The organism is Paraburkholderia suaedae, from assembly GCF_040812055.1.
GTDB lineage: Bacteria > Pseudomonadota > Gammaproteobacteria > Burkholderiales > Burkholderiaceae > Paraburkholderia.
This window is the reverse complement of sequence record NZ_JBFOAH010000027.1, coordinates 51,498-64,301: the sequence shown is the minus strand read 5'-3', so window position 1 is coordinate 64,301 and position 12,804 is coordinate 51,498. Positions and strand designations below refer to the sequence as shown.

Sequence of the window (12,804 nt, the reverse complement as noted above, 5' to 3'; positions counted from 1 at the left end):
GCCCTGTCCCGCCGCGTTCATCACCGCGCTTACCAGGTCTCGCGCATCACCATCAAACGCAGCTCCGTCATGTCTTCGATCGCGTAGCGCACGCCCTCGCGCCCCAGCCCCGAATCCTTCACGCCGCCGTACGGCATGTTGTCGACCCGGAACGACGGCACGTCGTTGATCACGACGCCGCCCACGTCGAGCGCATCCCACGCGCGATGCGCATGCGCGAGCGAATCCGTGAACACGCCGGCTTGCAGGCCAAAGTCGCTGTCGTTGACGGCGGCGAGCGCGGCCTCGAAGTCGTCGAAGCGCTCCAGGATCGCCACCGGGCCGAAGGCTTCCTTGCGATACAGATCGGTGTCGCGCTTCACGCCTTCGAGCAGCGTCGCCTCGAACATCGCGCCCTCGACCTTCCCGCCTGCGACGATTTTCGCGCCGGCTTGCACCGCGCCTTCCATCCAGCCGGCGAGACGCCTGGACTCGGACTCGGAGATCATCGGCCCCACGAAGGTCTTTTCGTCTTTCGGGTCGCCCATCACGAGCGACTTCGTTTTCGCGATCAGCTTCTCGCGCAGCGCGTCGTAGACCTGCGCGTGCACCAGAATTCGCTGCACGCCGATGCAGCTCTGCCCCGACTGATAGAACGCGCCGAACGCGAGCCGCTCGACCACGTAGTCGAGCTTGCCGCCCTGGTCGCCATCGACGATCGCCGCCGCATTCCCGCCCAGCTCCAGGATCACTTTCTTCTTGCCGGCCTTGCGCTTCAGATCCCAACCGACCGCCGGCGAGCCCGTGAAGGACAGCAGCTTGAAGCGCTCGTCGGTGGTAAAAAGGTCGGCGCCGTCGCGATGCGCCGGGAGAATCGAGAACGCGCCCTTGGGCAGATCGGTTTCGGCAAGAATCTCGCCCATGATCAGCGCGCCGACCGGCGTGCGGCTCGCCGGCTTGAGCACGAACGGCACGCCCGCGGCGATCGCCGGCGCGACCTTGTGCGCGGTCAGGTTCAGCGGAAAATTGAACGGCGAGATAAACGAGCACGGTCCGATCGGCACGCGCTTCACATAGCCGTGATAGCCCTTGGCGCGCGGCGAGATTTCCAGATTGACGATCTCGCCGTCGATGCGCACGCTCTCCTCGGCGGCCACCTTGAACGTATCGATCAGACGCGTGACCTCGCCCTTCGAATCGTTGATCGGCTTGCCGGCTTCGATGCACAGCGCGAGCGCCAGTTCGTCGTAGCGCTCGCGAAAGCGCTTCACGCAGTGTTCGAGCACCGCCTGGCGCTTGAACGGGGGGAAAGCGCGCAACGCGGGCATGGCGTCGACCGCATGACCGATTGCCCTGTCGATTGCGCTCGCGTCGGCCATCGCCACGCGGGTCGCCACTTCGCCGCTGAATTTATCGGTGACTTCGAGGTCGGTATTGGCGGCCACCGCTTCGTTCGCGAGATAGTACGGATAGGTCTTCTGCAACATGACGCGTTCTCCTTGATCCGATGCCTGAGAGTAGCTATAGCAATAGCATGGGCAGCGCAGCCAGCAACGGCCATGCCGCCGCGTGAGGGTTCACATTGAGCTCACAGTTGCGCCGAAAGCCGCTTGATCTCGCGATTGAGCACCCGCTCGTTGTCCGAATAGTCGATTGGCAGGTCGATCACGTGCACGCCCGGCGTCGCGAAGCACTCGCGCAGCAAAGGCGCGAACTGCGCCGCCGACTCGATCCGATGGCTTTTGGCGCCATAACTCTGCGCATAGGCGACGAAATCCGGATTGGCGAGCGTCATCCCGTAGTCCGGGAAGTTCATGTTTTCCTGCTTCCAGCGGATCATCCCGAACGCGTCGTCGCGCAGTATCAGAATCACCAGATCGAGCTTCAGGCGCACTGCCGTTTCCAGTTCCTGCGAATTCATCATGAAGCCGCCGTCGCCGCACACGGCCATCACCTTGCGCTCCGGGTGCACGATTTTGGTGGCGATTGCCGAAGGCAAGCCCGCGCCCATCGACGCGAGCGCGTTGTCGAGCAGCAGCGAATTCGGTTCATGCGCGCGGTAGTAGCGCGCGAACCAGATCTTGTACATGCCGTTGTCCAGACACACGATGCCGTCCACCGGCGTCGTCTCGTACACGTCGTTGACGATGCGCACCGGGTACATCGGAAAGCGGTCGTCGTGCTGGCCTTTGACCAGATGCGCTTCGAAGTGCTCCTTGATCTCCTTGAAGCGCGTGAAATCCCAGTGCTCCTGGCGCTCCTTGAGGCTTTCCTTCAACTGCCACACCGCGTTGGCGATATCGCCGACCACTTCGATCTGCGGGAAATACACGGTGTCGACTTCGGCGCCGAGAAAATTGACGTGAATCACCGTCTTCTCGCCCGCGTCGGCGCTACGCATGAAGAACGGCGGTTTTTCGATCACGTCGTGGCCGACATTGATGATGCAGTCCGCGTGATCGATCGCGCGATGCACGAAGTCGCCGTCCGAGAGGGTCGCGTTGCCGAGCCACATGGGATGCGATTCGTCGATCACGCCCTTGCCCATCTGCGTGGTGAAAAACGGTATGCCGATCTGGTCGACGAATTCGCGCAGCATCTTCGTGGTGGTCTTGCGATTGCCGCCCGCGCCGATCATCAGCAACGGATGCTTCGCGCCGGTGATCGCCTCGACCGCGCGCGCCACCGCTTTTTCCTCGGCGACCGGACGGCGGCTGAAGCTTTTCGAAATCGGCTTGCCGTCGCCTTCTTCATGCGCGACGTCTTCGGGCAACTCCAGGTGGGTGGCGCCGGGGCGCTCCTCTTCCGCCTGCCGGACCGCCTCGCGCACCGCCGCCGGGATGTTGGCGACCGACACGATCTGGCGCGTGTACTTGGTGAGGGGCTCCATCATCCGCACCACGTCGACGATCTGGAAATGGCCCTGCTTGCTCGATTTGATCGGCTTTTGCCCTGTGACCATCAGCATCGGCATGCCGCCGAGCTGCGCATACGCGGCGGCGGTCACGAAGTTGGTCGCGCCGGGGCCGAGGGTCGCGAGACACACCCCCGTGCGGCCGGTGAGACGACCGTAAGTCGCGGCCATGAAGCCGGCCGCCTGTTCGTGCCGAGTGAGGATCAGGCGGATTTTCGAGCGGCGCAGCGATTCGAGCAGATCGAGATTTTCTTCACCGGGAATGCCGAACACGTACTCGACGCCTTCGGCTTCCAGCGACTTGACGAACAGGTCCGATGCTTTCATTGGGGGTCTCGGTTGATGGTACGGACAGGCGCGGTGAACCCAGCCGCCAGAGGTTCCCGAAGGGTCCGAAAACGGACGATGGAAGACGGCTTACACGGACGGCGCGCGGCATGGCGGGACGGCACGGCCAATGCCATGCCGGACAGCTTACTACTCGAATGGAAACGATGCGCGCAGCGGCGCAATGCGATGCGGCGGGGATGACGGCACGCGCGCTCCGGCGGCGGCACCGTGGGCAAGGGGCAGGCGCGCCGGAGTGCCTAGCGAATGATGGTGATGCAGTCGGACAGGATCGGCGGGGCGTTCTCGCCGGCCATCGCGTCATACAGGTCGGCGCGCGGGCCCTTGGTCCACCAGGTATAGCTACCGGCCTGGTATTTCGCGCCGGACGCCGACATCGTGTTGACGAACAGCAGCGGTTTGCCTTTGACCGGCACCAGCGCGAAGCTCTGGCCGTTCGCCGTGTTCCAGTAGGTCACTTGCAGGATCTTGCCGGTCGCGCACGTGTATTTGTGCGTTTGATGGCCCCTCGTCTGGATCTCGCCGAACTGCAGCGGCGCGGCCCACGCATTGGCGCCCGACGCCGCGAGGCTCGCTGCCATGATGCTTGCCATCAGCCATGTCTTCATTGGATGCCTCGATCGTTGCTGGATGCCAAACCGGACCGCGAGCCCCGACGACCGCCCGCTCACTCACGGATCGATCGCCCCGGCGCACGCATCGGTCGGCGCGGCCGCGACGTGCCCGACCAGCGGCACGATCTTCAAGCCAGCCGACACGATCCGGCAGGGCGCAGCCGCGAGGCCGCATCCGCTCAGCGCCGCACATAGCGCGAATGACAGCCCGACTGCGAGCAGACGGCCTGCCGTGCCGCGTCGCCTGTTGTTGCACGATCCAACCGCCATACGAACCCCTGCTTTATCTGGCTTTATTTATCTTTGATTGGCTTCAATGAGCCGCAACGGACCCGCCGAGCCGCGGTTGATTCGCCTTGCGCCCGGCCAAATTGCGAAGACCGCGCTGCGTGCGGTGAAGCACTGGCGAGCGCACCGCACTGCGGCGCTTACTTCGGTCCTGGCCCACCTTGCTTCGACGAAACCGGCCGCACCGCCGCCGCGGCCTGCTTCGCGCGCGAACGCGCGTCGTCGATGCTCTCGCCGGTGGCGAGCGCCACGCCCATGCGCCGTTTGGCGAAGCTCTCCGGCTTGCCGAACAGGCGCAGATCCGCATTGGGCACCGCCAACGCCGCCGCGACGCCTTCGAAGGCGATGCCGGCTTCGTCCAGTGCGCCGTAAATCACCGCCGACGCACCCGGCTCCCGCAGCGACGTGTCCACCGGTAAGCCAAGGATCGCCCGTGCATGCAATTCGAACTCCGAGAAGCGCTGCGAACACAGCGTGACGAGCCCCGTGTCGTGCGGGCGCGGGCTGACTTCGGAAAACCACACATCGTCGCCCCGGACGAACAGCTCCACGCCGAACAGGCCCCGGCCGCCGAGCGCGGCCGTCACCTTGTGCGCGACCTCGCGCGAGCGTTCGAGCGCGAGCGGGCTCATCGGCTGCGGCTGCCACGATTCGACATAGTCTCCCGCTACCTGCAGGTGGCCGATCGGATCGCAGAAGTAAGTATTGACCGCGCCGCTCGCCGGGTTGATTGCGCGCACGGTCAACTGCGTGATCTCGTATTCGAAGTCGATGAAGCCTTCGACGATCGCGCGACCGTGATTCACGCGGCCGCCCGCGAGTGCGTACTGCCACGCGGCTTCGACGTCGGCGTCGCTCCTGAGCACCGATTGCCCCTTGCCCGAGGACGACATCACCGGCTTGACGACGCACGGATAGCCGACCTTGGCGATGCCGGCGCGAAGTTGGTCGAGCGAATCGGCGAACGCGTACGGCGAGGTCGGCAAGCCGAGCTCTTCGGCGGCGAGTCGGCGGATGCCTTCGCGGTTCATCGTGAGCTGGGTGGCGCGCGCCGTGGGGATCACTTCGGCGAGACCGTCGGTTTCGATGGCGGCGAGCGCGTCGGTGGCAATCGCCTCGATCTCGGGGACGATCAGATGCGGGCGCTCCAGCTCGACCAGCGCGCGCAGCGCGGCGCGGTCGGTCATGTCGATCACGTGCGAGCGGTGCGCGACCTGATGACCCGGCGCATTCGGATAACGGTCGACGGCGATCACTTCGACACCCAGCCGTTGCAGCGCGATGATCACTTCCTTGCCGAGTTCGCCGGCACCGAGCAGCATGACGCGCGTGGCGGATTCAGAAAGCGGCGTGCCGATCCGTTGGCCGATCTGCATGGTGTCTCCAGAAAAGTCGGAATGAGAGTGCGATGGTTAGAGCGCGATGTTAACATGCGGGCCCCTCGCCGCGCCTGGCCTGCGGCGGCCACATTGGACCATTTTCCAACGGCCGGCACAGTCGGCCTGCCGCGAGGTGGCAAGCCGCAAACCGTGTAGCGCAGTGCCGCGCCTGAGCCAGCGCGCCGACAGGCTTCTATCACCGGGAAACACACTTGTGTCGACAGTTGCGCGTGCAAAGGCCCGACGCGGCCCGCCGGCATATGTGCGCGGCGCATACGGGCACCGCTGCTATCTCGCTAAGGTGTCCGCGCGCCGCGGCGCTCGCGTGCGGCAAGCTCAGTGCGTTACCCTTACGCCTTCGACAGTTTGAAGAGGAACGACGTAATGCTCCAAAGCTCCTCCGCGCGACGCGTTGCGCGCTTGACCCATCATGCGCGCGCGGCCATCGCCGCGTTGAGCGTCGCCGCGCTGTTGAGCGCCTGCGCGATCCCGAAACACCCGGACTCGGCCGCCGCGCCGCCCGATCCGTTCAATCCCGCGGCCGCGCAATTGCTCGACGACACGAGCTGGGTGCTGAGCGGATGGAAGCAGGCCGACGGTTCGGCGCGCGCGGTGCCGTCCGCCGACCAGGGCGAACCGATCACGCTGACGCTGTCTACCAAGACCGGCCAGCGTCGCGCGAACGGCTTTTCCGGCTGCAACCGCTACATGGGTTCATACGCGCTCAAGGACGGCAAGCTGAGCTTCGGCCCGCTGGGCGGCACGCGCATGGCCTGCAATACACCGGGCGGCAAGATCGAAGGCGCGTTTCTCGACGCGCTGACGCACATCGAGCGCACCGGCGTGCAGATGCGCGCGCCGCAGCAAATGGCGCTGGTGCTGGACAATGGCGACACGCTGACCTTCGATCGCAGCGACAAGTGAACGGCGCTGACGAGGCCGGCGGATGGCCGGTTTGCAGCCTGTCGTCTGCTGTGGATGAATGCGTCGTAGCGCGGCGGCGGGTGAACCGTCCGACGCATCGTCGAGGGCGGGCGGCCGCCTTCGAGACGGTCTGCGCGAATTGCGCTGGCCGCGCCGCCAACCCATGCTTTACACCGATAGCGGGCCGCGCGCCGGGCCGCTTTTCCATGAGACGCAAGCCTACTTGCGTCGGCCGTCGAAGCCTCGGGCTGTGCCGGTTAAACTCGACGGATTGCGCTTTGGCGCGTCCACCATTCGTTGATGTCTAGTATGCACACGGTAGTTTTCGGCTGGTTCGGCGGGTCGGCCGTCTGGTTCATCCCTCTTCTGTGGCGCCTCGTGAAGTCGGTGCTGCCAGGCGGCGCAGGCTTGCGTGGGCCCGGCACGATCCGGCTGTGGCTGGGCTTCCTCTGCGTGCTCGTGGCGAGCTGCACGCTCGAGGCGTCGCTGCTCGGCATCGACGGCGTCAATGGCCTCGGCCATGCGCTGGCCGCGGGCTTCGGCCATCTGCTCGGGCATGTCGGCACGCCGCTCGCGGCGCTCGCGCTGCTCCTTTTGAGCCTGCCCTGGCTGATCGATTTCCGCTGGCGCGATTTTGCCGCCTGGGCGGACGGCGCGTTCGGTCTGGGCTTCTCGCGTGGCCTCGCGAGGCGCGATGAGCAAGCGCGCCGTCATCGCAGCGTCGATGATGGCTTGCCTTCGCACGTATCGCCGGCCACCAACACGATGGCGCCGAAAAGCAATGGGCGCTATGCGCGGCCGACCGTGTGGCGACCCCCGGCGAGCGCGCGCAGTGCGGGTGCGGGTGTGGGTGCCGGTGCGGGTGCCGGTGCGGGTGCCGCTGCCGCTGCGCCGGGCGTGGTGTTGGGTAAAGATGCGCCGGCGCGCAGCGGCACGTCGGGCTGGCGTGCCGGCGCGCCAGCCGCGCGCAGGCAGGCGACGAAGATCGAGCCTGTTTTGCGCACCGGTACTGTCGTATCGCCGCGCCTCGCCCCAGGGCAGGCGTTGGCGTCGAATGCGGACAAGCGTCCGTTCGTGCCGGTGGAGCCGGTCGGGCCAAAGGGATGGTTGCGCGAGAGCGCGCCGCGTGTGGGCGCCGCGGGACGCATGGACGCTGCAGGTGCTTCGGGTGTGTCAGGCGACGTGCCTCGCGATCCCGCATTGCCGGTCGGCCGGCGTTCGGCCCGTGAGCAAAGTTCCGCCGAATCGTTGGGTGCGGGCTTAGGCCGGGCTGCTGTGGCTGGTGCGGCCGCTGCTGCGTCGGGTGTTGCGGGAGCGGCGGGCAAAGCGGGTTACGCCGGGGCGGCAGCGCGCACGGTGTCCGGCGCGCCTGCTGGCGGCGGTAGCGGCGCGGCTTCGGACGCGAGGCCCAATGCCACGGCCGGCAGCGCGAGTCGTCCGCCGACGCCGACGGGCTCGGCTGGCGCGGCCGCTCCGCTCGGCCGAACCGCGCAGCCTCGTCAACCGTTTGCGGCGGCGCGGACTCCGCCAGCAGTCTCTCCGACGCCCGATTCGTTTCGGCCTGCCCCGGCTTTCACCCGGCCGATACCGACCGCGCAGAAGGCCGCACCGCCAGCCAGCGTCGAGGAAACGCTTCGCAGCATTGCGGAAAACGCCGCGCGCTGGACCGATCTGGCCGGCGTGAGCCTGGCGCGCAGCAGCGGCGCGGAAGGTGGAAAGGGGGCGGCTGCGGCGAATGCCGCGCAATCGTTTGACGTCGAGAAACCGGCCGGGGATGCCGCGAGTGCGGAACCGGTTGGGACGGGGTCGCCGACGAGTGTGCATGACTCGTTGGGCGAGGTCGTCGAGCGCGCCTCGGGACATCCGTCGGGAGATGCTCCTGTGGTATCGGCGTCTGCTGTGACTGCGCCCGCTGCCTCTGCGTCTGCCGTGTCCGCCGTATCTGCGGCTGCTTCCAGTACGGCGGCACCGGCTGTGGGTGAGGCGACGTTGGACGCGGATGCGGCGGCACCGGCTGTGGCTGCATCTGCCGTCTCAGGCCCCACCACGTCTGCGTCTGCTTCAACTGCGCCTGCCCTAGCTGCGCCTGCCCTAGCCGCACATCCCGCGTCTGCGGCTCCACCGTCCACGGCTGCACATGCCGCGTCTGCACCGGCTGGGGATGCGGCTGCGCCGGCTACGGCTGTACCTGCGGAGTCTGCCCCACCGGCATCCCCACCTTCCACGCTAAAGCCTTCCCAGCATTTCGCGACCCCATTGCGCGCGGGCGACGAGCAAGCCGACGAACACGACCCAACGTCCATTGACGATTCGGCACGATCGTCCGCAACGATCGCCAGCCACCAGCAGACAAACGCCGAGCCCGTTCGACCGCTAGCCGGCTCCCAAGCACCGTCGCGCGTCGACTCATCGGCTGCCGCGGCGCTCGCGCACATCGCAGAAGCCGCGCCGATTCCTGAGCCGCTCCCGCCCTTCGCCGCTGCACCGACAGAGCCGCCGACCCCACCCGTCGCCAAACTCGTGATCGATCAGGCGCTAGCGCCCTGGCAGCCAGTGACCGCGACGCAAGCACCGCATGGCACGGCAGCATCGCCGAGCACAGCGCCGGTCGCCGAGACCGAGACGCTCACGCCGGATCATGCGTTGGCGCGATCGGACGGCACACCGCCGTTACAAACCGCGAGCGCGACCGGGCTAGAGACATCGGCCGATATGCAAGCAGCCATCAGCGCTGAAGAGCCGGCTATCGCCGACGCTCCCTTTGCCCATCCGCCCATCGACCCGATCACGCCGGCAAGCTCCGCCATCGCCCAAGCTGCGAGCGCGACGCTTACCCCACACGTCCCACAATTCGCCGCCGAACCCTTTACCGAACCCCTCACCGAGCGCGCGCCGCTGCGCGGCCACTCGCCGGTGAACGGCTTTGAGTTCCATGCTCCCGCCGCGTCGATGGTCGAACTGCCGACGCTCGATCTGCTCGCTCCCGCGGACACCGACGTCGAACCCGTCTCCGAAGAAAAGCTCATCGAAACCGGCCTGTTGATCGAGCAGCGGCTGCAGGAATTCAAAGTGCCGGTCACGGTGGTCGGCGCGTCGGCCGGCCCAGTCATCACGCGCTTTGAAGTGGAGCCGGCGCTCGGCGTGCGCGGCAGTCAGATCGTCGGCTTGATGAAAGACCTGTCGCGCGGGCTCGGCCTTACGTCGATCCGCGTCGTCGAGACGATTCCCGGCAAGACCTGCATGGGGCTCGAATTGCCGAACGCGAAGCGCCAGACGATCCGTCTGTCGGAAATCCTCGAAGCCAGCGTCTATCAGAACTCGCACTCGCAATTGACACTGGCGATGGGCAAGGACATCACCGGCCATCCGGTCGTCGCCGATCTGGCGAAGGCGCCGCACATGCTGGTCGCGGGCACGACCGGCTCGGGCAAGTCGGTGGCGATCAACGCAATGATCTGCTCGCTGCTCTATAAGGCAACGCCCGAAGAAGTGCGCCTCATCATGATCGACCCGAAGATGCTGGAGCTTTCGGTCTACGAAGGCATTCCGCATCTGCTTGCGCCGGTCGTCACCGACATGAAGCTCGCGGCCAACGCACTGAACTGGTGTGTCGGCGAAATGGAGAAGCGCTACCGCTTGATGTCGGCGGTCGGCGTGCGCAATCTCGCCGGCTTCAACCAGAAGATCCGCGACACGGAAGCGAAGGGCAAGAAGCTCGGCAACCCGTTCTCGCTCACGCCCGAGGCGCCGGAGCCGCTTGCTCCGCTGCCGCTGATCGTGGTCGTGATCGACGAACTCGCGGACCTGATGATGGTGGCGGGCAAGAAGATCGAAGAGCTGATCGCGCGGCTCGCGCAGAAGGCGCGCGCGGCGGGCATTCACCTGATTCTCGCGACGCAGCGGCCTTCGGTCGACGTGATCACCGGGCTCATCAAGGCGAATATTCCGACGCGCGTCGCGTTCCAGGTGTCCTCGAAGATCGACTCGCGCACGATTCTCGATCAGATGGGCGCCGAGTCGCTGCTCGGCCAGGGCGACATGCTATTCCTGCCGCCGGGCACGGGCTACCCGCAACGGGTGCACGGCGCGTTCGTCGCCGACGAGGAAGTGCATCGGATCGTCGAATACCTGAAGCAGTTCGGCGAACCGCAATACGAGGAAGGCATTCTCGACGGCCCGGCCACCGAAGCGGGCGCGGCGCAGGACCTGTTCGGCGAATCGCCGGATGCGGAAGCCGACCCGCTCTACGACGAAGCCGTCGCCTTCGTGGTGCGCACGCGGCGCGCGTCGATTTCGTCGGTGCAGCGGCAGTTGCGCATCGGCTATAACCGCGCGGCGCGTCTGGTGGAGCAGATGGAGACCGCCGGGCTCGTGTCGGCGATGAGCATCAACGGCAGCCGTGAAGTGCTCGCGCCTGGACCGGCGGAATAGCCGGCGCGCCGTTCTCGCCCCGCAACAAGGCGGCGAGTCCGCCACCGCCAGCGCCGCACCCGCTACAGTCAAAAGATGGGCCGCTCCGTTGGAAGCGGCCCGCCTATTCGTTCAACAAGGCGTTCGGCTCGCGCGCACCGAGCCATTACATCAAGACGGCGACACCAGCTTGAAATCCACCGGCGAGCCAAGTTCGAAATGCTGCCTCGGCGTCGGATCGAGCAGGCCGCTTTGCTGATCGCGCTTGAACACGTAGACCGTATCGCTGTTCTGATTGCCGACGATCAACCAGTTGCCGCTCGGGTCGATTGCGAATTCGCGCGGCGACTTGCCGAGACTCGATTGACGCCCGATCTTCTTCAGACGCCCATTGGCGGGATCGACCGAGAAGATCACGATCTCGTTCGCATCGCCGCGATTGGACGCGTACAGGAAGCGCCCGTCCGGCGACATGTGAATTGCCGCCGCGCCGACCGCGCCCTTGAACCCCGGCTCGGACAGCGACAGCGCTTGCACCTCCGTGAGCTTGCCGTCGTGATAGTCGAACGTGCTGACGGTGCCGGCGAGCTCACTCGTCAGATACGCGTGCTTGCCGTCGCTGCCGAAAACCAGATGGCGCGGACCCGTACCCGCCTTCTGCTGCGCGTAACCCCAGTCGGTCGGCGTGAGCGGGGCCTGGCTGTCGCCCGGCGTGTAGCGGTACGCGTACAGCTTGTCGGCGCCGAGGTCCTGCGCGAACAGATAGCGCCCATCGCGCGAGAACACCGTGGAGTGGACGTGCGAATCGTCCTGACGTCCCTTGACCGGACCGCCGCCCTCGTGATGCACGGTGAGCACGGACGTGCCGAGCTGGCCGTCGCCCTGCAACGGAAAGACGGCGAAGCTGCCGCCGGGGTCCGCCGCCACCGAGTAGTTGGCCGTCAGCAAATACTTTTCGTCCGGCGAGAAGCTCAGGTAGCACGGATCATTGCCGTCCGAGGACACCTTGTTGAGAAACGTCAGTTGCCCCTGCCCGGCGTCGAAGCGAAATGCACTGACGCCACCGCGCTGCGTGGCCGGACCGTTGTCACCGGGCAATTCATTGACCGCATAGACGAAGCGGCGGTCGCGGCTCACCACGAGGAACGACGGATTGACCGTCTGCGCCACCGACACGCGCGTGGCCGCGCCCGTCTTCGTGTCGAACCGATAGACATAAATGCCCTCGCTCTTGCCGGCGGTGTACGTGCCGACCAGCATGTCGTAGACGCCGTCTGCGGGAACCGGGCCTGAGTCTTGCGCATGCGCATGCGAAGCAACAATCGATACCATGAGCAGGAAACCTTTTATGATCGAGCGGGCGGTGCCACGAAGTGCAGAGGGAAAAGTACCCGAAGCAGATGTCGAAACGGCACGCACGGCGGCCCGGCGACGACGAAGCATAGAACCTCCTGACATCGGTCATTGAGTCGAAGCGGTTGTAAAGGCGTCTTTGGTCTGCCGCGCGGTGCGTCGTACGTTGTTCTTATCGAGGCAAGTATAAAAGCGTTACACAGCATCATGCAGCCAATCCGGCTACCGGCATCGGCCGCGCATCGGTAACTATCGTCCCCGGATCGCGGGACGTCTCTTCAATCGCGTCTGACGCGTTTCACACTACGGAGTCTTCATGAACGTCACACTCAGCCTGGGCCCGCTGGTCTCTCTGATCGCCGGTATTCTGATTCTCATCATGCCGCGCCTGTTGAACTACATCGTTGCGCTCTATCTGATCATCATTGGCATCATTGGAATCTTCGGCGTGGGGTCGACCCACTTCTGAGCGGACGCGCGGGGCCCGCTCAGACAGTGATGCAGGCAAGGCCGGGCGCAACGCAGGCCCGGCTCACTCAGATTTGCAGCGGCAAGATGGTGGCGAGACGACGCGAACGCCAATGCACGCAAACGC

9 protein-coding genes are annotated in these 12,804 nt (G+C 65.9%); 3 read left to right on the top strand and 6 right to left on the bottom strand.

Features of this window, described 5'->3' with window-relative positions; genetic code table 11:
- Positions 1-29: 29 nt before the first annotated feature.
- The 5 genes from ABQJ48_RS29295 to purT all read right to left on the bottom strand — a co-directional run bounded on the left by ABQJ48_RS29295 (position 30) and on the right by purT (position 5,519).
- Positions 30-1,466 (bottom strand): aldehyde dehydrogenase family protein, encoded by a 1,437-nt coding sequence (locus ABQJ48_RS29295; RefSeq protein WP_367841449.1) that lies wholly within the window; start codon positions 1,464-1,466, stop codon positions 30-32.
- A 101-nt stretch (positions 1,467-1,567) separates the two neighbouring features.
- Complete coding sequence (locus tag ABQJ48_RS29290; protein WP_367841448.1) at positions 1,568-3,220, bottom strand: acetolactate synthase large subunit; 1,653 nt, start codon at positions 3,218-3,220, stop codon at positions 1,568-1,570.
- Positions 3,221-3,480: 260 nt separating this feature from the next.
- The gene (locus ABQJ48_RS29285) at positions 3,481-3,849 is read right to left on the bottom strand and encodes an MliC family protein (protein ID WP_367841447.1); all 369 of its coding nucleotides are present in this window, start codon (positions 3,847-3,849) and stop codon (positions 3,481-3,483) included.
- 63 nt (positions 3,850-3,912) lie between these two features.
- Positions 3,913-4,125 (bottom strand): DUF6726 family protein, encoded by a 213-nt coding sequence (locus ABQJ48_RS29280; RefSeq protein WP_367841446.1) that lies wholly within the window; start codon positions 4,123-4,125, stop codon positions 3,913-3,915.
- Positions 4,126-4,283: 158 nt separating this feature from the next.
- Positions 4,284-5,519: a formate-dependent phosphoribosylglycinamide formyltransferase gene (gene purT, locus ABQJ48_RS29275; RefSeq protein WP_367841445.1), complete on the bottom strand. Its 1,236-nt coding sequence runs from the start codon at positions 5,517-5,519 to the stop codon at positions 4,284-4,286.
- A 387-nt stretch (positions 5,520-5,906) separates the two neighbouring features.
- Between purT and ABQJ48_RS29270 the strand changes: the two genes are divergently transcribed.
- The gene (locus tag ABQJ48_RS29270) at positions 5,907-6,446 is read left to right on the top strand and encodes an META domain-containing protein (RefSeq protein ID WP_367841444.1); all 540 of its coding nucleotides are present in this window, start codon (positions 5,907-5,909) and stop codon (positions 6,444-6,446) included.
- Between the two features lie 309 nt (positions 6,447-6,755).
- On the top strand, positions 6,756-10,877 hold the full coding sequence (locus ABQJ48_RS29265) for an FtsK/SpoIIIE family DNA translocase (RefSeq protein WP_367841443.1): 4,122 nt from the start codon (positions 6,756-6,758) through the stop codon (positions 10,875-10,877).
- Between the two features lie 150 nt (positions 10,878-11,027).
- On the opposite strand, the gene ABQJ48_RS29260 is transcribed toward ABQJ48_RS29265, so the two are convergent.
- A complete protein-coding gene (locus ABQJ48_RS29260) occupies positions 11,028-12,299 on the bottom strand; it encodes a lactonase family protein (RefSeq protein WP_473094208.1) in 1,272 nt (423 codons plus the stop codon).
- A gap of 226 nt (positions 12,300-12,525) precedes the next feature.
- Between ABQJ48_RS29260 and ABQJ48_RS29255 the strand changes: the two genes are divergently transcribed.
- Positions 12,526-12,678: a DUF3096 domain-containing protein gene (locus tag ABQJ48_RS29255; RefSeq protein ID WP_168793077.1), complete on the top strand. Its 153-nt coding sequence runs from the start codon at positions 12,526-12,528 to the stop codon at positions 12,676-12,678.
- The last annotated feature ends 126 nt before the right edge of the window (positions 12,679-12,804 follow it).